This is a genomic window from Simplicispira metamorpha, assembly GCF_004341365.1.
Classification (GTDB): Bacteria; Pseudomonadota; Gammaproteobacteria; order Burkholderiales; family Burkholderiaceae_C; genus Simplicispira; species Simplicispira metamorpha.
Map to the genome: position 1 here is coordinate 1 of NZ_SLXH01000024.1, position 20,305 is coordinate 20,305.

Here is a 20,305-nt window from a genome sequence, read left to right on the forward strand (position 1 = left end):
TGATGACTTCGAATTGTGTATGGCTGATGTCGCTTGGATAGCTCTTTCTCATTTCCCGAGCTTCTCATGATCCCGGAAGACTTTGAACACGTTCTAAGGCCAGCACATGGCCAAACGACCGCTGCGCAAGACCAACCGCACCGTGCTCGTCGTGGTGGAAGGGGAGACGGAAGAAGCTTTTGTCGGCCATCTCAAAAGCCTCTACTACCGCCGAGGGATGCAACTGTCCGTCAGCATCCGCAATGCCCACGGGCATGGCCCGCAAGGGGTGATTGACAAGCTGAAGTCGGTGGCGCAGACAGCCGACTTTGACCATCGGATTGCCGTGCTGGACGCCGATATTCCGCTCACGGCGGCAGAACAACAGTGGTTACAAAGCGCACAGGTCGAAACCATCGTTTCTGTGCCCGCCATTGAGGCGACCTTGCTGGCGATTCTTGGCAAGCGCGCACCAACTGCCACCAACTTGTGCAAGAACGCGCTGCAAAAGCAGGCGCCGGGAGATACGACAGAGGCCCGCTATTACGAGAAGCACTTCCAGCTCAGTTCCCTGGAGAAGGCGCGCAGCAAGGTACAGGTTCTTGACGCATTGATAGTGGCAGTCAGTACAGAGTAGGTCAGAACCGCCCCACTACCCCCGCGCCCGCGCCGCGTCATACAAGCCCTGCACCTTGGGCACGTTCTGCTCCAGCTCGCGGATGCGCTGGGGACCACTGGGGTGGGTCGATAAAAACGCCAGCCCGCTTTTGCCGCCGCTGGCCTCGCCCATCTTGCGCCACAGGCTCACGGCGGCGGCGGGGTGGTACCCGGCGCGCGCAGCCAGCTCCAGGCCCACCAGATCGGCATCGCTCTCGTCGCTGCGGCTGAATTGCAGCGTCAAAAGTTGTCCGCCCAGGTTGGCCGCCAGGTGGCCCAGGTCGCCCAGCCCCAGCAGCTGTGCGCCCAGGCGCAGGCCCAGGTTGGTGGCCTGGGTTTTGGCGATGCGCTCGCGGGCGTGCTCGCGCAGGGCGTGGGCCATTTCGTGGCCCATGACCATGGCGGCTTCGTCATCGGTCAGGCGCAGTTTGTCGAGGATGCCGGTGTAGAACACGATCTTGCCGCCGGGCATGCAAAAGGCGTTGATCTGCGGGCTGCCAATCAGGTTGACCTCCCAGCGCCAGTCGCGCACGCGGGGGTTCCAGGGCGCAGCAAACGGCACCAGGCGCTGGGCGATGGCGCGCAGGCGCTGCAACTGCGGGTGGTTGGCAGGGGCCAGGGCCTTTTGCGCGCGGGCCTGCTCCAGCATCTGGCTGTATTGCTGGGTGGCGGCGCCCTCCAGCGTCTCGGCGGGCACCAGACGGCGCATGACCGAGGCCGCGCCCACATCCACCTGCGCCAGCGCGGGCGCAGCGGCCAGCGCACCGGCACTGAGCACAAAAGCGCGGCGCGCCGACCAGGGGCCGCGCGCGGCCATATCGGCGGCCACGGCAGAGGTGGCGCCGCCGCGCGCCAGGCAGGTGGTGGCGTCGGCGGCTGCACCAGTGGCGATCAAGGGGCGGGGGCAAAACAGGCACATGGGCCAATAATAGGCAAAAAGGATGCCTTCCATGCCAGACCATTCCGCCAGCGCAGCCTCTGCCGCCGCTGCCACGGCCACCAGCCCCCTGCCGACCTCCACCACATCCACCGCCGCCCCCCACCCCCGCCCGCCCTGGCGCCAGACGCTGCGCGTGTACCTGGAGCCCGCCAGCCTGCGCATGCTGACGCTGGGCTTTGCCGCCGGGTTGCCGCTGCTGCTGGTGCTGGGCACGCTGTCGTTCTGGCTGCGCGAGGCGGGCATTGACCGCACCACCATCGGCTACCTGAGCTGGGTGGGGCTGGCCTACGCCTTCAAGTGGGTCTGGTCGCCGCTGGTCGATCGCATGCCGCTGCCGCTGCTCACGCGCTGGCTGGGGCGGCGGCGCAGCTGGCTGCTGCTGTCGCAGCTGGCCATCATGGCGGGGCTGGCGGGCATGGCTTTCAACGACCCCCGGGTGGCGCTGGCGCCGGTGGTGTGGTGTGCGCTGGCCGTGGCGTTTGGCTCGGCCACGCAAGACATCGCGCTGGATGCGTTTCGCATCGAATCGGCCGACACCGACCACCAGGCCGCCCTGGCCGCCACCTACCAGACGGGCTACCGCCTGGCCATGATCTGGGCCGGTGCGGGCGTGCTGTGGGTGGCGGCGCGGGCCGAAGTGAGCGGCGCCAGCGGCTACCAGCACGGCGCCTGGCAAACGGCCTACCTGATCATGGCCGCCTCCATGCTGGTGGGCACGCTCACCGTGCTGCTGTCCAAAGAGCCCGTGCAGCGCCCGCTGGCGCCGTCGCGCAACCTGATGGAGTGGCTGCGCGGCGCGCTGATTGATCCGTTTGCCGACTTTTTGACGCGCTACCGCTGGCAGGCCGTGCTCATCCTGGCGCTGATTGCGGTGTACCGCATCAGCGATGTGGTGATGGGCATCATGGCCAACCCGTTTTATGTGGACATGGGCTACACCAAGGACGAAGTGGCCGCCGTCACCAAGGTGTATGGCGTGGTCATGACGCTGGTGGGCGCCTTTGTGGGCGGGGCGCTGGCCATGCGCCTGGGCGTGATGCGCGTGCTGATGCTGGGCGCCGTGCTCAGCGCGGCCAGCAACCTGCTGTTTGCCTGGCTGGGCACGCGCGGCCACGATGTGACGGGGCTGATCTTTGTCATCTCTGCCGACAACCTGGCCGGGGGCATCGCCTCAGCGGCGTTCATCGCCTATCTGTCGGGGCTGACCAATGTGCAGTACTCGGCCACGCAGTACGCGCTGTTCAGCTCCATGATGCTGCTGCTGCCCAAATGGCTGGCGGGTTTCTCCGGGCGCTTTGTCGACGCCTACGGCTACCCCGAGTTTTTTATCAGCACCGCCTTGCTGGGCCTGCCGGTGCTGGTGCTGGTGGCGGTGGTTTCCAGAATGAAATCAGCCCCTAAGCCTTGATGAGTGTGCGCTAACAGCTATGATTTTTGGAGTAAACCAGCGGCACAGTCACCGTGCCAGCGCCGCTGGTTTACCCCAGCTTTACGGCCACTTCAACGCTGCGAGATGCGCAGGTGCCACCATCGGGTCGGCACAGCACCTTCGCTGGGTGATCTTGCCCCCTTCTCTTGACCATTTGGGCCTGCCATGACCGCACAACTGCTGATGATTGAAGACGACACCCGCCTGGCGCAGATGGTGGGCGAATACCTGGGCCAGTCGGGCATGCAGGTGGCGCACTGCGGCGATGGGGGCAGCGGCCTGGCGCAGTTGCAGAGCCAGGGCGGCGCGCCGCTGCCCGATCTGGTCATCCTGGATTTGATGCTGCCCGACATGGACGGGCTGGACGTGTGCCGCCGCATCCGCGCCCTGCCCGGCCCGGCGGCGCGCGTGCCGGTGCTGATGCTCACGGCCAAGGGCGACCCCATGGACCGCATCATCGGCCTGGAACTCGGCGCCGACGACTACCTGCCCAAACCCTTTGAGCCGCGCGAGCTGCTGGCGCGCATCCGCGCCATCCTGCGCCGGCGCGAGGGCGGCCCCGCCCCGGCCGCCCAGCTGATGCGCTTTGGCACGCTGGAGATTGACCGCGACGCGCGCACCGTCACCGTGGCGGGCCAGCCCGCTGAACTAACCTCTTACCAATTCGACCTGCTGGTGGCCATGGCCGAGCGCGCGGGCCGCGTGCTCACGCGCGACCAGATCATGGAGGCCGTGCGTGGGCGCGAGCTGGAGGCCTTTGACCGCTCCATCGACGTCCACATGGGCCGCATCCGCGCCGCCATCGAGCAGGACGCCAAAAACCCGCGCCGCATCCTCACCGTGCGCGGCGTGGGCTACGTGTTTGCCAAGCAGCAGGATTGACGTGACACAACCCCCTGTGGCGCTGCGCGCCTCCGTACTGCCACCAGAGGCGGCGGCCCTTGCATGGCGGCCCTGGCGGGGGCTGCGCCAGCTGCACCTGCCCAATTTTCAGGGCGCAGGGCATGGCGATGTTTGATCTTTTCTCGCGCCGCCTGTACCTGCGCATCTGGCTGGCGGTGGTGGGCGGCGTGGCCGTGCTGACGCTGGTGGTGGGCTGGGCCTGGCGCATTGCCGCCGAACAAAACGCCCAGCAGGCGGCCACACCACCGCCGCGCGAAATCGTGCTGCGCGACGCCCAGGGCCAGCCCCTGGTGGCCGGGCTGGCCACGCGCGTGCCCGGCCCACCCGGCGAGGGGCTGGAGCTGCGCATCGAGGCCCCCGACGGCCAGACCTACCGCTTGCAAATGGCCCCGCGCCCGCCGCGCAGCGAGCGCCCCGGCGGCGGCCCGGGACACCGCGCCGATGCCGCCTTCTGGACACGCCCGCCCTTTGGTTTTGTCTGGATGCTGGGCCTGGTCGGGCTGGCCGTGGCGGTGGGCGTGTTCCCCATCATCCGGCGCCTGTTCTCGCGCCTGGAGGTGCTGCAACGCAGCGTGCAGCGCTTTGGCGAAGGCGACCTGGCCGCGCGCGTGCCCGTGCAAGGCCACGATGAAGTGGCTGACCTGTCGCGCCAGTTCAACGCAGCGGCGGCGCGCATCGAGGCGCTGGTGCAGTCGCACAAATCGCTGCTGGCCAACGCCTCGCACGAGCTGCGCTCGCCGCTGACGCGCATCCGCATGGGGCTGGAACTCATGGGCGGCGAGCAGCCCTCGGCCAACTTTCGCGCCGAAATTTTGCGCAACATTGCCGAACTCGACCAGCTGGTGGACGAGATTTTGCTGGCCAGCCGCCTGGATGCGCGCGAGGCCGATGTGGGCACCATCGAACTGGTGGACTTGGTGGGCCTGGCCGCCGAAGAATGCGCCCGCGTCGATGCCGACCTGGACGCCAGCGCCGACGCGCTGGAGGTGGCGGGTGTAGCCAAGCTCTTGCGCAGGGCGCTGCGCAACCTGCTGGAAAACGCCCGCCGCTACAGCCAGGGCGACATCACCGTGGCCCTGCGCCGCAGCGGCGCCCTGGCCGAAGTGCGCGTGTACGACCACGGTCCCGGCGTGCCCGAGGCCCTGCGCGAGCGCATTTTTGAGCCGTTTTACCGCCTGCCCGGCGCCAGCGAGCGCGCCGGTGGCGTGGGCCTGGGGCTGGCGCTGGTGCGCTCGATTGCGCAGCGCCACGGCGGCAGCGTGCACTGCGAAGACCGCGAAGGCGGCGGCGCCTGTTTTGTGCTGCGGCTGCCATTGCAGGCGGGGGCAGCGCCATTGCCGCCAGCATCCACTTCCATATAAGCCAAAACAGCCCCTGAGGCTTATGCAATAAGCGCAAGCAGCTATTATTTTTATAGCTTTTTTGCCACACCCTCTGGCGGAATCAGGCCCAGACAAGCGCGCAGCGCTGCCAGCGCTGGAGAGCAGCCATCGCTGTGGCTGACCAGCCAGGTGGTCTGGCGCGCATAGACCGGGGGCAAGTCGTGAACCACCACAGCGCTGGTATCGCACAGCGCCAGCACCGAGCGCGGCAGCAACCCGACGCCCATGCCAGCGGCCACGGAAGCCAGCAGCGCGTGGTAAGAACCAATCTCCACCACCGCGCCCCACCTTTGCGCCTGCGCCGCGCCCCAGGCCTGGGCCACGGCACGGTAGGCGCAACCGGCACTGAACGTGACCAGGGCGTGCTGGCCCCCGGCATGCAGGGGCGCCACCTGCACCAACTCTTCTTCAAAAACAGCCTGCCAGTGCAGCGTGGACGGAGGGTGCTGCGGGCCTGCCACCAGCACTGCATCGAAATCACCGCGCGCCAGCCCGTCCAGCAAGGCCGCGCTGGTGCCCGTGCGCAACACCAGTTGCAGGCGCGGGCAGCTCTGGCGCAGTTGCACCAGCGGCAGGGGCAGGCGCGCGGCAGCGGTGCTCTCCATGGCGCCCAGGCGCAGCAATCCGGCCCCGGCGCCCGGCGCCAATTCCGCGCGCAGGCGATCCATATCGCGCACCAGCGCGGCGCTGCGCTCGTACAGGTGGCGCCCCTCGGGTGTCAGGCGCAGGTGCTTGCCTGTGCGCTCGAACAACGCGCTGCCCAGCCGCTGCTCTAGCGCCGCCAACCGCGCCGACACACTCGACTGCACGCGGTGCAGGTGCCTGGCCGCCGCCGTGACACCGCCGTGATCGACCACCGCGCGAAAGGTTTGCAAATCGACAAAATCCACCAAAACCCTCCCAATCCATCGGCTACAGCGATGGAAACCATCCATCTTATGCGTTGGACACGCCCGCAGGGCACCAAGACAATGGCCTCCATGACACACCTTCAACACTCCCGTTTTTCTGCCCGTTTTGGCCTGACCACCCCGGTGGCACTGGCCCCCATGGCCCTGGCCTCCGGTGGCGCGCTGGCGGCAGCCTGCGCCCGCGCCGGTGCCCTGGGGCTGGTGGGCGGCGGCTATGGCGACCTGGCCTGGACGCAGCGCGAATACCAGCTGGCACTGCAAGCCGCCGACACTGGCCGCATCGGCTGCGGCTTCATCACCTGGAAGCTCGACGAGGATGCCTCGGCCCTCGACTGGGTGCTGGACTTGCCCGCCGCGCAGCGCCCGCGCGCGGTGATGCTCTCGTTTGGCGACCCGCGCCCCTACGGCGCACGCATTGCCGCCAGCGGCGCGGCGCTGATCTGCCAGGTGCAGTGCATGGCACAAGTACCGCAGGCGATAGAGGCCGGGGCCAGCGCCATCGTGGCGCAAGGCGCCGAAGCAGGTGGCCACGGCATGGATGCGCTCCATGGCCGCGCCACGCTCACCTTCGTGCCCGAGCTGGCCGACTGGCTGGCCGCGCACAGCCCCGACACCCTGCTGCTGGCCGCTGGCGGCATTGCCGATGGCCGCACGCTGGCGGCGGCGCTGGTGCTGGGCGCTGATGGCGTGCTGGTCGGATCGCGCCTGTGGGCCACGCAAGAGAGCCTGGCACCGGCAGGCGCCAAGGCGCTGGCCGTGCAAACCGATGGCGATGGCACGGCACGCACGGCCATTTTTGACATCCTGCGGCGCAAGAACTGGCCCGCGCCCTACGACTTCCGCGCCATCCGCAACCCGCTGCACCGACAGTGGGAGGGCCGCATCGACGCCCTGCGCGCTGCCCCCGAGGAGGCGCGCGCTGCCTACGATGCGGGCGTGGCAGCGGGTGATTTCAGCGCCGCCCACGCCACCGCAGGCGAGGCCGTGGGCCTGATCCACGATCTGCCCGGCGCCGCCGAGCTGATCGCCCGCATGGACGCGCAGGCCCGGGCACGGCTGGCGCCGCGTTGAGGCTCAGGTACGCAGGCGGCCCCGGTCTGGCGCATGGGCGCAGGGCGCGTACAGCGCCGCAAACACCAGCATCACCATGAACAAATAGAACATGTTGCCGCTGTTGTGCGCCAGAAAAGCCTGCGTCAGGCCAAAGCCCAGGTAGAGCACGGGCAGCGCCAGCCCCACCAGGCGCAGCGCCAGTGCGGTGCCTTCAGGGCGATGCAAGTCAGCCGCCAGGCGCCGCCGGGTGGGCCAGAAAATGGCCCACGGCACGGCATACAGCACCAGCAAAGCGAGCACACCGGGCAGGCCGCGCTTGGCAAACAAGTCCAGCGCTTCGTTGTGGCCGTGGTCAAACTGCAATACGAAGGGATGGGCCTGTCCTGCGGCCACGCGGCGCTGTTTTTCCAGGACATAGCCGGTGCGGCCCCAGCCCGTCCAGGGCTTGTCCCAACCCATGGCCCACGCCAGACGCCAGTGGTCCAGGCGCTGGCCTACGGATGAGCCGGCCTGACCATGGCGGGCGTAATCAAGCACCTCGGCGCGCGCGGTGCCCCAGCGCTGCGACAGCTCGGGGCCTTGCAGCACCAGCGCAGCCGCAGCGGCCAGCGCGCACAAACCAGCGGCGCGCCACAGCGTGCGCCGGTGTCCCCAGCGCCACAGCAGCGCCAGCCACAGCGGCAAACTCAGGCCCAGCGCCAGCCAGCCGCCACGCGACATGGACAGCAACGAGCCCAGCAGCCCCAGCAACAGGCCCAGAGCCAATCCAGCCACGGCCCAGCGGCGCAGTACCCCGCCCATAGCGCACAACACCAGGCCACACATCACACCCAGCGCCAGGCTGAGGTTGCCGTATTGGATGGCGTTGGTGAAACCAGCCACGCGGCCCACGCCCAGCACATCGGCCTGGTACAAGGCCAGCAACCCGCTGCCCGTGGCGCCCACCGCCAGCCCCCACCACAGCGCGCGCGCAGGGGGCGGATACACCAGCAAGTAAAACAGACAAGGTACCGCCAGCAGGTATTTGCTGGCGCGGTCAAGGTGGCGCAGGCCGTGGCCAGCGTCCACGTCCAGCGCCCACACCAGCCCCATCAGGGTGATGGCAGCGACCAGTGCCCAAGCGCCTGTACGGGCCGCACCTGCGGGGCGGCGCCACCAGGCGGGCACCGTGGCCAGGCTGCACAACAGCAGCAGCACCGCGCCCCAGGAGTAGCCCGACGGCAACCACAGCGCCAGCCCCGGCACCATGAAGGCGGCCACAGCGGTGAGCTGAGGCCAGAAAAGCGGATGGGCTTTCAACGGCCCGCCCGATCCGTGAGCGTATCGCGGTCATAAAACAACACCGCATACCGGAAAAATGCTTCCAGACCAATGAACAGGCAGTACAAAAAGCCCGCACCGCCGCACAAAAAACCCAGGCGCAGCACATACATGCGCAAGAACATCACCCCCCCGGCGAGCAAGCCGCGCAGCACGCCGCCGCGCTGGCCCTGTGCTGCGCGCTTGGCAGCGCCCAGCAGGGCGTATTGGGTCATTTTTTCAAGGCTGGTGCGCACACTGTCGCGGGCATGGTGCAACAGCGGCGTCTGCATGACACGGCGGGGGATATCGGGGTTGGCCAGCACGGCTTCTTCATGCACGACGCCCGTCCAGCCCAGAATCTGGTCACGGCGAAACAGGCGCGCGACTTTGGTGTGGGCGCGCAAATAGCGCAGCTCACGGCCATAGGCCACCATGCGCCAGCGGATTTGCCACACCGCCGTCGAACCCGAACGCACAATGGCCTGCAACTCTTGCTGGAATGCGCTCGACATCACCTCGTCGGCATCGAGAAAAAAAACGTAATCGGTGTTGGCGTAGGCCAGCTGGCGCATGCGCTGCACAGCAAAACCTTGCCAGTCGGCGTGGACAAAGACTTCGGCGCCGATGGCGCGCGCACGCTCTATGGTGTCATCGGTGCTGCCACTGTCGACCACGACCAGGCGGTCGGCAAAGGCAGCGCTGCGCAGGCACGCCTCAATGCGGCGCGCCTCGTTGTGCGTCAACACCGCCACCGTGAGCGTGGGCGATGGCACGCCAGCAGAGGCTGGCTGCGGCATCAGTGCCCGTGGTGGACATGCTCCCCCGCCTTCAGGCGGTACACCGTGCCGCAATACGGGCACTTGGCTTCACCGGTGTGCGCCACGTCCAAGTACACCTTGGGGTGGCTGCTCCAGAGCTGCATTTGCGCTTTGGGGTTGGGGCAGAACACCCCGCCTTGGCCGTTCAGGTCTTTGGCCAACAGTTCAACAACGGCTTGGGACATGGTCAGACCTTGGTGAGCCAGTGGGCGTATTTCGGGTTGCGGCCATTGACGATGTCAAAGAACGCGCTCTGGATTTTTTCGGTGATGGGGCCGCGGCTGCCGCTGCCGATTTCGATGCGGTCAAGCTCACGGATGGGCGTGACTTCAGCGGCAGTGCCGGTAAAGAAAGCCTCATCAGCGATGTACACCTCGTCGCGCGTGATGCGCTTTTGCACCACTTCCAGGCCCAGGTCTTTGGCAATGTGAAAGATGGTGTTGCGCGTAATACCGTTGAGGGCGCCTGCCGACAAATCGGGGGTGTAAATCACGCCGTTTTTGATGATGAAGATGTTCTCACCCGCACCTTCCGAGACAAAACCGGAAGCGTCCAGCAACAGGGCTTCGTCGTAGCCGTCGTCCGTGGCTTCCATATTGGCCAGGATGGAGTTGCTGTAGTTGCTCACTGCCTTGGCCTGCGTCATGGTGATGTTGACGTGGTGGCGGGTGTAGCTGCTGGTCTTGACGCGAATGCCGCGCTTCATACCTTCTTCGCCCAGGTAGGCACCCCAGGCCCAGGCGGCGCACATCACATGGATTTGGTTGCCCTTGGGCGATACGCCCAGCTTTTGGTCACCAATCCAGACCAAGGGGCGGATGTAGCCGCTTTCCAGATTGTTCTCGCGGATCACGGCTTTTTGCGCCTCGTTCACGGCTTCCTGGGTGAACGGGATTTTCATGCGCAGGATTTTGGCGCTGTTGAACAAGCGTTCGGTGTGCTCTTGCAAACGAAAAACGGCCGTGCCATTGACCGTGTTGTAGGCGCGTACGCCCTCAAAGGCACCACAGCCGTAGTGCAGGGTATGGGTCAACACATGGATCTTGGCATCGCGCCAATCGACCATCTGGCCGTCCATCCAGATTTTGCCGTCACGGTCGGCCATCGAGGGAACTACGGGGCTCATGGGTGTCCTTTGGGTAGCAGCATTCGCAGAACCCGGGATTTTACGGCGTGGCAGTGGTTTCGGGGCGCCAAAGCACCCAACTGACCAGGCGGCCATTGCGGAACTCGCAGGTGACGTGCGAGCCACCCGCATCCGTCCAGCGGTACACCTCGGGCTGCGCCTCCTGCTCGGACTGCAAGGCGCCCAGCGAACGCGTCAAGGCCACCACGTGCAACAACGTCACCCCCGTGCGCAGGCGGGCATTGAGCATCACGGCGCTGCCCACATGGCCGATGGGGCGGTCTGCGGCTTTGCGCAGCACAGCCATGGTGCGATTGAAGTGCAGCAGCAGCCACATGAGCAGGCCGCCCGCCACCACGGCCACGCCCATCCAGCCATACATCTGCTGGGCGGCAATGACCACCACCGTGCCCACAAGGGGCATCCATAAATTTCTCCAGTTCATCCCTTGATTGTCTTATGCCTGCGCGCCAGGCCGTGGTGGAAAGCACGTAGACGGCCAGCCCGCCTTACGCCCGCTGGAGCCTCCGTCTCATACCAGGCCGCGCACTACCTGCATGGCCTCTTCCACGCGCTCCACGGCGTGGATGGTCAAGCCTTCAATCGGTTTTTTGGGGGCATTGGCCTTGGGCACCACAGCCACTCTGAAACCCAGTTTGGCGGCCTCTTTCAACCGCTCCTGACCGCGCGGTGCCGGGCGCACCTCCCCGGCCAGTCCCACCTCGCCAAAGGCCAAAAAACCTTTGGGCAGGGGCTTGCCGCGCAGGCTGGAGGTGATGGCCAGCATCACCGCCAGGTCAGCGGCAGGCTCACTGATGCGCACGCCGCCCACGGCGTTGACAAACACATCCTGGTCGGCGCAGGCAACGCCCGCATGGCGGTTGAGTACGGCCAGCAGCATAGCCAAGCGGTCGCGCTCCAAGCCCACCGACAGGCGCCGGGGGCTGGGGCCACCGCCATCGACCAGCGCCTGGATCTCGACCAGCAGCGGGCGCGTGCCCTCCAGCGTCACCAGAACGCAGCTGCCGGGCACCGGCTCGCTGTGCTGGCTCAGAAAAATGGCGCTGGGGTTGGCCACCCCCTTGAGGCCTTTTTCCGTCATGGCAAACACGCCAATCTCGTTGACGGCGCCAAAGCGGTTCTTGATGGCGCGCACCAACCTGAAGCTGCTGTGCGTGTCGCCCTCAAAGTAGAGCACCGTATCGACCATGTGCTCCAGCACGCGCGGCCCAGCCAGCGCACCCTCCTTGGTCACATGCCCCACCAGCACGATGGCCACGCCCGTGGCCTTGGCTGTGCGTGTGAGGTGGGCCGCACACTCGCGCACCTGCGCCACCGAGCCTGGCGCAGAGGTGAGCTGCTCGGAATACACCGTCTGGATGGAGTCAATCACCGCCACGGCGGGCTGCGTGGCCTCGATGGTGGCGAGGATCTTCTCGAGCTGGATTTCGGCCAGCACATTCACCTGGCTGCCCTCTAGCCCCAGACGGCGCGAGCGCAGGGCCACCTGCGCGCCGCTTTCCTCGCCAGTGACGTACAGCGTGGGCAGCCCCGCGCGCTGGTAGGCATCCAGGGCCTGGAGCAGCAGGGTGGATTTGCCAATGCCCGGATCGCCGCCAATGAGCACCACGCCGCCTTCGACGATGCCGCCGCCCAGCACGCGGTCGAGCTCATCGAGGCCGCTGGGCGTGCGAGCGATGTCGGTGGCCTCAATGGCCGACAGTGGCGTGACCGGCTGCGCCGCTGCCAGCCCGGCATGGCGGGCGCCGCTGTAGCGGTTTTTGCCGGGCGCATCGGACTCGGCCACCGACTCAATCAGGGTGTTCCAAGCGCCGCAGTGCGGGCATTTGCCCAGCCAGCGGGGGCTGGTGCCGCCGCACTCGGTGCAGGTATGGATGGTTTTTTCTTTGGCCATGCAAAACGGCTGCCCACACGCCAGCGCAGGCAGCCGCAAGCAGGCAGAAAGAGGGTCAGGCCGCTGCCAGCCAGTACCCGGAGTTGAAAGGACTGCTCATGCGCAGCGCCAGGGGAGACACATCGACCAGCTTGTCTGTGGGCATGGGCTCGGCAGACTGCGCTTCGATTTCAATGCCCAGCACAGGGGCTGGTGCCTCGGTAGCCTCATTGGCCCGTTCCGCTTGGCTGACGGATGCAGAACGGGCTACAGAAAAGAATAGAAACAGCGGAATGCAATCTTGCGGTCACCCCAGTAATCGGCGGCATCACGGAAGATGTCCAGCAGCTGTTCGCGCGCTTCCTTGTCGAACTTGGCGGTGGCCGGAATTTGCTCCAGCACCACCACAAAGCCAGGCTGCGGGCCGGACTTGTGCAGCGGGTCGGTCATGCAGTCGTACAGGGCGTCAAAGTTCTTGCCAAAGTGCGGCGGAAACGTGAACTGCTGTGCAATCAGATCCAGCACATCCTGTTTGGTCTGTGCATGGGCGAGGTTGGCGTAAAGGAAATGGTGCCCCAGGGCGACGGCCGCATCTTGCAGGTCTTGCACGCGAAAAGCGCGAATGGACTGCACGATATTGGCGCGCACGCCGCGCAAAGGGGGGTCTTGATCCTTACGAAGTGGCATATCCATCTCCGCTTCTCTTTCTTAAAGTCCAAAAACTGGGGGCACCCCGGCGAACCGCGTACGGCTGTGTCCTGGATGAATCAAAAGGGGAAGGCAACAGACCGCTCCGTGCGGCACGGGTCATTGCACGATTTCGCGAAAACTGGAGTAGTGGTCACTGGTGTAGTAGCAAGCATCGGGAACCTGGGGCTTGCCGCCGCACACAATGCGCCTGGCCCCGCGATTGCGAGCGCCGGGCGTCCGAACGGTGTATTCCCTGTAGTAGCCGCGTTTCTTGGCTGGCAGTATTTTTTCGCGGTTGCCGAAGACGGAGCCGTCTTTGTCGTAGGGAAATGGCCCACCCTCATGGATCAGGGCGTAGGTTTTGCGCCCCTGAACGGGCAAATCGGCCAGCGCAATGGTGCTGATCACCTCGGTGTCGGGGGTGGTACGCGCCAGCCCCACCATGGGTGTAAACACCAGCGCAGCACCCAGAACGCCCGCAAATCCCGCTTCGCACACCCGCTTGGCTATGGCCTTCAGCATTGAATACACCTTTCGGAAACTACGGGTTTACCCGAAATTTCAAGGCGCTAGTGTGACGCAAACCCCCCTGAAAAGCAAGGGCCTGCCCAATATTTAGGCAGGCCCTGGGGGCACATATGGCAGGGGCGGGCGCGCCAGTGGCGCCCCCCCTGAGTACAGCCGCTTCAGCGTTGCACGTTGGCGTCGGCCACGGTAAGCGCCGTCATGTTGACGATGCGGCGCACAGTGGCGCTGGGGGTCAGGATGTGTACCGGCTGCGCTGCACCCAGCAGCACCGGGCCAATGGCAATGTTGCCGCCTGCCGCCGTCTTCAGCAGGTTATAGGAGATGTTGGCCGCGTCGATATTGGGCAGCACCAGCAAGTTGGCATCGCCCAGCAGGCTGCTGTGGGGCATGAGGCGCTCGCGGGCCTTGCCGTCCAGGGCCACATCGCCGTGCATCTCGCCATCGACCTCCAGCCAGGGCGCCTGCACTTGCAACAGCGCCAGGGTCTGGCGCATCTTGACGGCGCTGGGCTGGTTGCTGGAACCAAAGTTGGAGTGGCTCAGCAGCGCCACCTTGGGTTTGATACCAAAGCGCACCATTTCTTCGGCAGCCATGACGGTGATCTCGGCCAGCTGCTCTGCAGTGGGGTCGTAGTTGACGTGCGTGTCCACCAGAAACACCTGGCGGTCGGGCAGCAGCAGGCCGTTCATGCAGGCATAGGTGGCCACGCCCGCACGCTTGCCAATCACCTGGTCGATGTAGTTCAGGTGCATGGGGTTGGTGCCCCAGGTGCCGCAGATCAGGCCATCCACATCGCCGTGGTGCAGCAGCATGGCGCCGATGAGCGACAGGCGCCGGCGCATCTCGATCTTGGCAATGGGTGCGGTGATGCCCTTGCGCTCGGTCAGGCGGTGGTAGGTTTGCCAGAACTCGCGGTAGCGGTGGTCGTTTTCGACGTTGACCACGTCGTAATCCTGGCCCTCTTTCAGGCGCAGGCCAAACTTCTCGATGCGCTCGGCAATCACCGGTGGGCGGCCAATCAGCGTGGGGCGGGCAATGCCCTCATCGACCACGATTTGCGCCGCGCGCAACACGCGCTCTTCTTCGCCCTCGGCGTAGGCCACGCGCTTTTTCGTGGCGGCCTTGGCGGCGGCAAAAATCGGCTTCATCGTCGTGCCCGAGGCGTAGACGAAGGTTTGCAGGTGGTCGCTGTAGGCGTCCATGTCGGCAATGGGGCGCAGGGCGACACCGCTGGCCGCAGCCGCCTGGGCCACGGCAGGCGCAATCTTCATCATCAGGCGCGGGTCAAACGGCTTGGGGATGAGGTACTCGGGGCCAAACGCCAGGGGTTCGCCCACGTAGGCTGCGGCCACCACTTCGCTTTGCTCGGCCTGGGCCAGCTCGGCAATGGCGTGGACGGCGGCAATCTCCATCTCCATGGTGATGGTGGTGGCACCGCAATCGAGTGCACCGCGGAAGATGTACGGAAAGCACAGGACGTTGTTGACCTGGTTGGGGTAGTCCGAGCGGCCCGTGGCCATGATGGCGTCATCGCGCACGGCCTTGACATCCTCGGGCTGGATTTCAGGATTGGGGTTGGCCAGGGCAAAAATCAGCGGGCGCGCGGCCATCTTGGCCACCATGTCTTTTTTCAGGACGCCACCGGCGGACAAGCCCAGAAACACGTCAGCGCCCTCAATGACTTCGCTCAGGGTGCGTTGCTCGGTTTTTTGGGCAAAGACGATCTTGTCCTCGTCCATCAGCTCGGTGCGGCCCTCATAGACCACGCCAGCCAGGTCGGTGACCCAGATGTTCTCGCGCGGAATGCCCAGCTTGACCAGCAGCCCCAGGCACGCCAGCGCAGCCGCACCGGCGCCAGAAGTAACCAGCTTGATCTGCTTGGGGTCTTTGCCCGCCACCTTCAGGCCGTTGATGATGGCGGCGCCCACCACGATGGCAGTGCCATGCTGGTCGTCGTGGAAGACCGGAATCTTCATGCGTTCGCGCAGCTTGCGCTCGACGTAAAAGCAGTCGGGGGCCTTGATGTCTTCGAGGTTGATGCCGCCAAAGGTGGGCTCCAGCGCGGCAATGATCTCGACCAGCTTTTCGGGGTCTTTCTCGTTGATCTCGATATCGAACACGTCGATGCCCGAGAACTTCTTGAACAGCACGCCCTTGCCCTCCATCACTGGCTTGCTGGCCAGCGCGCCGATGTCGCCCAGGCCCAGCACAGCGGTGCCGTTGGTGACCACGCCCACCAGGTTGCCCCGGCTGGTGTATTTGAACGCGGCATTGGGGTCTTTGACGATTTCCTCGCAAGGGGCCGCGACACCGGGGGAGTAAGCGAGCGCCAGATCGTGCTGGTTGACCATTTGCTTGGTCGCAGCGATGGCGATTTTGCCGGGCTTGGGGAACTCGTGGTACTCCAGCGCAGCGCGGCGCAGCTGGGCTTTTTTGTCGGGGGTATTGGGGGTTGTGGCCTTGGGGGCGTCAGGCATCAGGCATCTCCAGCAAGTGGTGGAGCGACGGTGCGCTGGCCTTGTGCCAAGGTGGCACCGTTGGCTCCCGTGAGGGGAAGGCGATTGTAGGCGCGGCCCCAAAGCACACGCACGCTGGCAGGGCAAAAACCACCGTGCGGCGGTGCTGCCATGGCGCTGTCATACCACGGTGCCAGGGCGCCGTGGATGCCTGGCCGGGCCACAAAAAAGCTATTTTTTTGATAGCTACTTGCGCTTATTCCGCAAGCCCTAGAGGCACTTTTGATTCATCAAAAAGCACGGTGCGCTGCCTACAATGGCACCATGCACCGCCTTCTGCGCCTTCCCGGCACCCGCGCCGTGCCGCGCTGGCGAGCCGTGCGCAGCCTGGTCGCCAGCGTGCTGCTGGCCTTGCCGATGCTGACAGACGCCACGCCTGCACTTGCGCCTGCCGCCACCGCCCCGCACCCGCGCATCGGCGTGCTGTCGGTGCTGGACGACGAAGACACCCAGCGCCAGTGGCAACCGCTGGCCGACCGGCTGGCGCAGGCACTGCCGGGCTGGCAGGTGCAGCTGCAAGCGCTGAACGCCGCCGCGCTGGAAGCCGCCGTGGCACAGCGCCAGCTCGATTTTGTGGTCACCAACCCGGGGCACTACGTGGTGCTGGAGGCGCGCCACGGCGCCACCCGCATCGCCACGCAAACCGCCGAATCGGGCAGCGACCCGGCGCACGCCGTGGGCGCCGCCGTGGTGGTGCGCGCGGGTGCGCCGCTGCCGAACACGCTGGCCGACCTGCGCGGCCAGCGGGTGGCCGCCGTGCAGGGGCAAGCGTTTGGTGGCTACCAGCTGGTGACCGCCGAATGGCTGCGCCACGGACTGGACGCCGAGGCCGGCGCCGTGCAGCGCGTGTTCACGGGTTTTCCGATGCAGCGCGTGGCCGACGCGGTGCTGTCGGGCCAGGCCGATGCGGGCATTTTGCGCACCTGCGTGCTGGAGCAGTTGGAGCGCGCAGGCCGCGTGCCCCCCGGCGCGCTGGTGGTGGTGGGTGCGCGGCCCGATGCACCGCCGGGCTGCCAATCCTCCACCCCGCTGTACCCCGGCTGGGCTTTTGCCGCGCTGGCCCACACCCCGCACGAACAGGCCCGCAGCGTGCTGCTGGCGCTCTTGGGCTTGCCCGCCGATGCCCAGGGCAGCCGCTGGTCGGTGCCCGCCGACTACCAGCGCGTCCACGACGTGCTGCGCAACTTGCAAGTCGAGCCCTATGCCTTTTTGCGCGACACCGGCCCACAGGCCCTGCTGGGGCGCTACTGGCCAGCGCTGGCCGGTGCGCTGGCGCTGGTGCTGCTGGGGGCGGCCTACATGCTGCACGTCGAACTGCTGGTGCGACGGCGCACCTTTGAGCTCACCCGCAGCCTGCGCGAGCGTGAACAGTTGGCGCAGCAACTGGCCCAGGGCCAGGAGGCCATGGACCACCTGGCGCGCCTGTCGGTGCTGGGCGAGCTGTCGGCCACGCTGGCGCATGAACTCAGCCACCCGCTGGCCACCATCGCCAACTACGCCGCCAGCGTGCAGCGGCGCGCTGCGCGGGGCGACCTGGCCCCCGCCGCACTGGCCCAGGCGCTGCAAGACATCGCCCAGGAAACCGAGCGCGCCACCCGCGTCATTGCCAGCGTGCGGGCGCTGGCGCGCAAGCGCACCGCCGTGCGCACCCACAGCGACCCGGCCACGCTGGTCAGCGAAGCGGTGGCCCTGTTTGGCAGCCTGCTGGGACAGGCACCGCCGATTACCGTCATACACGAGAGCGCCGCGCAGGGCCTGCGCGTGTGGTGCGATCCGCAGCAAATCCAGCAGGTGCTGCTGAACCTGCTGAAGAACGCTCTCGACGCCCACCGCGCCGCCGGTCGCGACAATGCCGCCATGGTTATTTCCATCCAGCACCTGCCCCACCACCTGGCGATTGCCGTGCGCGACCACGGCGCGCCCCTGAGCGAAGCCGAGCGCGCCCGGCTGTTCGAGCCCTTCTACACCACGCGCGCCCACGGCCTGGGCCTGGGGCTGGCCATCTGCCGGGGCATTGCCGAAGCCCACGGCGGCGCACTGCTCGCCCGTCCTGCCGACGCCAGCGACATCACGGGCGCAGACACAGGCACCAGCCACACTGGCATGGTGTTTGCGCTGCACCTGCCGCTGGCGCCTGCGGCCAACGCCCCACCCGCACCGGGGCTCACATCCATCTGCGCTGCCACGCAGGCACGCACAGCCCAACCAGCGCCAGCCCCCACGCCAGCGCCCGCTACGCCCACAGCCCCGCCATGAGCACGCCCCCGCCAGTCGTCCACATCGTGGACGACGATGCCGCCTTTCTGCGCTCGACGCTGTTCATGGTCGAAGGATTGGGCTTTGCCGCCCAGGGCTACGCGCTGGCCGAAGATTTTCTGGCTGCGCTGCCCGCCCCTGCGCCCCAGGGCTGCTGCCTGCTGCTGGACATCCGCATGCCGCGCATGAGCGGGTTGGAGCTGCAACAGCGCCTGGCCGCCGCCGGGCACGACTACCCCACCGTGTTCATGACAGGCCATGGCGACATCGACCAGGCCGTGCAGGCGCTGCGCGGCGGTGCGCTGAACTTTCTGCAAAAACCGTTCCGGGAGCAGGCGCTGCTGGACGCCCTGAACCACGCTGTGGCCGTGGGCCTGGCCACGCAGCGCCAGCACGCGCGCCGCGCCCAGGCGCAAGCGCTGCTGGCGCGCCTGTCACCGCGCGAACGCGATGTGGCGCGGCAATTGGCGCTGGGCCTGAGCAACAAAGAAGTGGCGCGCCAGCTCAGCATCAGCGACCACACCGTCCACGTCCACCGCCAGCGCATCACCGAAAAAACCGGCAGCGGCCACGCCGCCGACCTGGCCCGCCTGATCCTGCGCGCCGACCCACAGGCGCTGGACGAGGGCAGCGCGCCACCGCCTGCCATGTAGCTACCAAAGTAATAGCTGTTGGCGCTCACCCCGCAAGGGCTAGCGGCCTAAAACACTGAATAAACTGAATCCCAAACCCCACCCGCCTTGCCCCATCCACCCGTCGGGCGGGGCCGCCAGTGCAGGGCGGCGCAGCCCGGTAGAGCGGTGCGCCCAGCGGGCACCCCACGGGCACCCGCCCAGGCGCCGCAGACACTCAGCGGGCGCTCTTGCCAGCAGCAGCACGCTCGGCGGCTGCACCGGCCTTGAGCTGCTCCATCATTTCTTTTTGCTTGGCCACCAGCGGCGGGTAGGGGCCAAAGCGGTGCTGGTCAGCGCTGGCGCCCAGCAGGTAGGGCGGAAAGGCCGAATCGACCGGCTTGTTCCAGCGCGCCGGAAAATCCGCTTCCAGGTTGGCCTTGATCGGGCGCGGCTTGGACAGCATGAACGCGGCCACGTCATAGGCCTCGTCGTCGCTCAATTGCGGCGCGTCGTGCGAGCTACCCAGCGGCATGTTGTGCTTGACGAAGCGCGTGGCCATGATCAGGCGGTTCATGCCCGCACCGTTGTTGAAGCTGTCGGGGCCCCACAGCGGCGGAAAGGTGTAGCCCTGCGCATCGCCCACCTTGCCCACGCGCATGCCCTGGCCGTCTGCGCCGTGGCACACCGAGCATTTGGCCTCATAGACCTTGCCACCGGCCACCGTATCGGCACGGCGGTTGGGCATCTTGCTTTGCACCATGCCCGCGCCCTGCACCTCGGCGCCCACCGGAATGCCCTGCGACAGGAACGAGATGTAGGTCACAAACGCCTTCATTTCGCGCGAGTCCAGCGCCAGGGGCTTGCCACTCATGCTGCGCTCCATGCAGCCGTTGACGCGCTCTTCGACGGTGCTGATGTCGTCCTCGCGCCCCCGGTATTGCGGGAAGGTGGCCGACACGCCGCTCCAGGGCATGGCAAACGGTTTGGTGGCGTTTTGCTGGTGGCACGAGGCGCAGGCCAGGTTGTTGCCCGCCAGGCGGCGGCGCACGTCTTGCACCTCGGGGCCGATGTGGGCAAAAGTGCGCACGGTGAGCTCGTGGCCGTACTGCACCAGCTCGCGATAAGGGCCGGCGGGCAGCTTCTCGATCTCGGGCACAGCACGGCCCACCAGGTTGACGGGTGCGGGGGCCTGGGCCACAGCGGCGCCAGCGCACAGCAGCGCCATGCTGCTGGCCAGAAAGTGGTGTGTGAAGTTCATGGTTTTTCTCTCTCCATCCGGTGATGGGCCATGCTACGAACCACACCCA

At 66.6% G+C, this 20,305-nt stretch carries 21 protein-coding genes; 8 read left to right on the forward strand and 13 right to left on the reverse strand.

The window, feature by feature from the left end; all coding sequences use genetic code 11:
- Positions 1 to 106 precede the first annotated feature (106 nt).
- Positions 107 to 616, forward strand: coding sequence for a hypothetical protein (locus EV674_RS12655; protein ID WP_119013739.1), 510 nt, complete (start codon positions 107 to 109; stop codon positions 614 to 616).
- A 15-nt stretch (positions 617 to 631) separates the two neighbouring features.
- Here the strand turns inward: EV674_RS12655 and EV674_RS12660 are convergent, their stop codons facing one another.
- Positions 632 to 1,453: a M48 family metallopeptidase gene (locus EV674_RS12660; RefSeq protein ID WP_119013748.1), complete on the reverse strand. Its 822-nt coding sequence runs from the start codon at positions 1,451 to 1,453 to the stop codon at positions 632 to 634.
- Between the two features lie 124 nt (positions 1,454 to 1,577).
- On the opposite strand from EV674_RS12660, the gene EV674_RS12665 reads away from it, so the two are divergent.
- From EV674_RS12665 to EV674_RS12675, 4 genes are all read left to right on the forward strand, one after another.
- Entirely contained in the window at positions 1,578 to 2,984 is a 1,407-nt protein-coding gene (locus EV674_RS12665; RefSeq protein ID WP_374761687.1) for an AmpG family muropeptide MFS transporter, read from the forward strand.
- A 186-nt stretch (positions 2,985 to 3,170) separates the two neighbouring features.
- The gene (locus EV674_RS12670; protein ID WP_119013737.1) at positions 3,171 to 3,887 is read left to right on the forward strand and encodes a response regulator transcription factor; all 717 of its coding nucleotides are present in this window, start codon (positions 3,171 to 3,173) and stop codon (positions 3,885 to 3,887) included.
- A gap of 1 nt (position 3,888) precedes the next feature.
- Entirely contained in the window at positions 3,889 to 4,023 is a 135-nt protein-coding gene (locus EV674_RS17925; protein ID WP_279389238.1) for a hypothetical protein, read from the forward strand.
- Positions 4,010 to 5,269 carry an ATP-binding protein gene (locus EV674_RS12675; protein ID WP_119013736.1) on the forward strand — a complete coding sequence of 420 codons (1,260 nt, stop codon included), beginning with the start codon at positions 4,010 to 4,012 and terminating at the stop codon, positions 5,267 to 5,269. Before EV674_RS17925 ends, EV674_RS12675 begins: the two co-directional genes overlap by 14 nt.
- 50 nt (positions 5,270 to 5,319) lie before the next feature.
- Here the strand turns inward: EV674_RS12675 and EV674_RS12680 are convergent, their stop codons facing one another.
- Positions 5,320 to 6,180, reverse strand: coding sequence for a LysR family transcriptional regulator (locus tag EV674_RS12680; protein ID WP_165887100.1), 861 nt, complete (start codon positions 6,178 to 6,180; stop codon positions 5,320 to 5,322).
- A 90-nt stretch (positions 6,181 to 6,270) separates the two neighbouring features.
- On the opposite strand from EV674_RS12680, the gene EV674_RS12685 reads away from it, so the two are divergent.
- Positions 6,271 to 7,272, forward strand: coding sequence for an NAD(P)H-dependent flavin oxidoreductase (locus EV674_RS12685; protein WP_119013747.1), 1,002 nt, complete (start codon positions 6,271 to 6,273; stop codon positions 7,270 to 7,272).
- A 3-nt stretch (positions 7,273 to 7,275) separates the two neighbouring features.
- Here the strand turns inward: EV674_RS12685 and EV674_RS12690 are convergent, their stop codons facing one another.
- From EV674_RS12690 to EV674_RS12730, 10 genes are all read right to left on the reverse strand, one after another.
- The gene (locus EV674_RS12690) at positions 7,276 to 8,514 is read right to left on the reverse strand and encodes an O-antigen ligase family protein (RefSeq protein WP_241524967.1); all 1,239 of its coding nucleotides are present in this window, start codon (positions 8,512 to 8,514) and stop codon (positions 7,276 to 7,278) included.
- 35 nt (positions 8,515 to 8,549) lie between these two features.
- The gene (locus EV674_RS12695; RefSeq protein ID WP_119013734.1) at positions 8,550 to 9,353 is read right to left on the reverse strand and encodes a glycosyltransferase family 2 protein; all 804 of its coding nucleotides are present in this window, start codon (positions 9,351 to 9,353) and stop codon (positions 8,550 to 8,552) included.
- Positions 9,353 to 9,559 carry a zinc-finger domain-containing protein gene (locus tag EV674_RS12700; RefSeq protein WP_119013733.1) on the reverse strand — a complete coding sequence of 69 codons (207 nt, stop codon included), beginning with the start codon at positions 9,557 to 9,559 and terminating at the stop codon, positions 9,353 to 9,355. Before EV674_RS12700 ends, EV674_RS12695 begins: the two co-directional genes overlap by 1 nt.
- Before the next feature lie 2 nt (positions 9,560 to 9,561).
- A complete protein-coding gene (locus EV674_RS12705) occupies positions 9,562 to 10,500 on the reverse strand; it encodes a branched-chain amino acid transaminase (RefSeq protein WP_119013732.1) in 939 nt (312 codons plus the stop codon).
- A gap of 40 nt (positions 10,501 to 10,540) precedes the next feature.
- Positions 10,541 to 10,945, reverse strand: coding sequence for a glycerate kinase (locus EV674_RS12710; protein WP_119013731.1), 405 nt, complete (start codon positions 10,943 to 10,945; stop codon positions 10,541 to 10,543).
- A gap of 87 nt (positions 10,946 to 11,032) precedes the next feature.
- Positions 11,033 to 12,415: a DNA repair protein RadA gene (gene radA, locus EV674_RS12715; protein WP_119013745.1), complete on the reverse strand. Its 1,383-nt coding sequence runs from the start codon at positions 12,413 to 12,415 to the stop codon at positions 11,033 to 11,035.
- Between the two features lie 55 nt (positions 12,416 to 12,470).
- Positions 12,471 to 12,599: a hypothetical protein gene (locus tag EV674_RS17930; RefSeq protein ID WP_277749425.1), complete on the reverse strand. Its 129-nt coding sequence runs from the start codon at positions 12,597 to 12,599 to the stop codon at positions 12,471 to 12,473.
- A gap of 62 nt (positions 12,600 to 12,661) precedes the next feature.
- Positions 12,662 to 13,087 (reverse strand): barstar family protein, encoded by a 426-nt coding sequence (locus EV674_RS12720; protein ID WP_119013730.1) that lies wholly within the window; start codon positions 13,085 to 13,087, stop codon positions 12,662 to 12,664.
- Between the two features lie 114 nt (positions 13,088 to 13,201).
- Entirely contained in the window at positions 13,202 to 13,606 is a 405-nt protein-coding gene (locus tag EV674_RS12725; RefSeq protein WP_119013729.1) for a guanyl-specific ribonuclease, read from the reverse strand.
- A gap of 164 nt (positions 13,607 to 13,770) precedes the next feature.
- Positions 13,771 to 16,089, reverse strand: a complete 2,319-nt coding sequence (locus EV674_RS12730) for an NADP-dependent malic enzyme (RefSeq protein WP_119013728.1) — start codon at positions 16,087 to 16,089, stop codon at positions 13,771 to 13,773.
- Positions 16,090 to 16,392: 303 nt separating this feature from the next.
- Here EV674_RS12730 and EV674_RS12735 point away from each other — a divergent pair, with 303 nt between their 5' ends.
- A complete protein-coding gene (locus EV674_RS12735; RefSeq protein WP_241524966.1) occupies positions 16,393 to 18,384 on the forward strand; it encodes a sensor histidine kinase in 1,992 nt (663 codons plus the stop codon).
- Positions 18,381 to 19,037 carry a response regulator transcription factor gene (locus EV674_RS12740; RefSeq protein ID WP_119013727.1) on the forward strand — a complete coding sequence of 219 codons (657 nt, stop codon included), beginning with the start codon at positions 18,381 to 18,383 and terminating at the stop codon, positions 19,035 to 19,037. Before EV674_RS12735 ends, EV674_RS12740 begins: the two co-directional genes overlap by 4 nt.
- Positions 19,038 to 19,233: 196 nt before the next feature.
- Here EV674_RS12740 and EV674_RS12745 read toward each other — a convergent pair whose 3' ends face one another.
- Positions 19,234 to 20,256, reverse strand: coding sequence for a c-type cytochrome (locus EV674_RS12745; RefSeq protein ID WP_119013726.1), 1,023 nt, complete (start codon positions 20,254 to 20,256; stop codon positions 19,234 to 19,236).
- Positions 20,257 to 20,305 lie beyond the last annotated feature (49 nt).

Excerpts from the sequence above, each read along its gene's own strand:
- EV674_RS12660 (WP_119013748.1), bottom strand. The coding sequence starts at position 1,453 with ATGGCCGCGCGCGGCCCCTGGTCGGCGCGCCGCGCTTTTGTGCTCAGT.
- EV674_RS12710 (WP_119013731.1), bottom strand. The coding sequence starts at position 10,945 with ATGAACTGGAGAAATTTATGGATGCCCCTTGTGGGCACGGTGGTGGTC.
- EV674_RS12745 (WP_119013726.1), bottom strand. The coding sequence starts at position 20,256 with ATGAACTTCACACACCACTTTCTGGCCAGCAGCATGGCGCTGCTGTGC.
- EV674_RS12655 (WP_119013739.1), top strand. The coding sequence starts at position 107 with ATGGCCAAACGACCGCTGCGCAAGACCAACCGCACCGTGCTCGTCGTG.
- EV674_RS12725 (WP_119013729.1), bottom strand. The coding sequence starts at position 13,606 with ATGCTGAAGGCCATAGCCAAGCGGGTGTGCGAAGCGGGATTTGCGGGC.
- EV674_RS12720 (WP_119013730.1), bottom strand. The coding sequence starts at position 13,087 with ATGGATATGCCACTTCGTAAGGATCAAGACCCCCCTTTGCGCGGCGTG.
- EV674_RS12730 (WP_119013728.1), bottom strand. The coding sequence starts at position 16,089 with ATGCCTGACGCCCCCAAGGCCACAACCCCCAATACCCCCGACAAAAAA.
- EV674_RS12700 (WP_119013733.1), bottom strand. The coding sequence starts at position 9,559 with ATGTCCCAAGCCGTTGTTGAACTGTTGGCCAAAGACCTGAACGGCCAA.
- EV674_RS12695 (WP_119013734.1), bottom strand. The coding sequence starts at position 9,353 with ATGCCGCAGCCAGCCTCTGCTGGCGTGCCATCGCCCACGCTCACGGTG.
- EV674_RS12735 (WP_241524966.1), top strand. The coding sequence starts at position 16,393 with ATGCACCGCCTTCTGCGCCTTCCCGGCACCCGCGCCGTGCCGCGCTGG.
- EV674_RS12670 (WP_119013737.1), top strand. The coding sequence starts at position 3,171 with ATGACCGCACAACTGCTGATGATTGAAGACGACACCCGCCTGGCGCAG.
- EV674_RS12740 (WP_119013727.1), top strand. The coding sequence starts at position 18,381 with ATGAGCACGCCCCCGCCAGTCGTCCACATCGTGGACGACGATGCCGCC.
- EV674_RS12685 (WP_119013747.1), top strand. The coding sequence starts at position 6,271 with ATGACACACCTTCAACACTCCCGTTTTTCTGCCCGTTTTGGCCTGACC.
- EV674_RS12675 (WP_119013736.1), top strand. The coding sequence starts at position 4,010 with ATGGCGATGTTTGATCTTTTCTCGCGCCGCCTGTACCTGCGCATCTGG.
- radA (WP_119013745.1), bottom strand. The coding sequence starts at position 12,415 with ATGGCCAAAGAAAAAACCATCCATACCTGCACCGAGTGCGGCGGCACC.
- EV674_RS12665 (WP_374761687.1), top strand. The coding sequence starts at position 1,578 with ATGCCTTCCATGCCAGACCATTCCGCCAGCGCAGCCTCTGCCGCCGCT.
- EV674_RS12705 (WP_119013732.1), bottom strand. The coding sequence starts at position 10,500 with ATGAGCCCCGTAGTTCCCTCGATGGCCGACCGTGACGGCAAAATCTGG.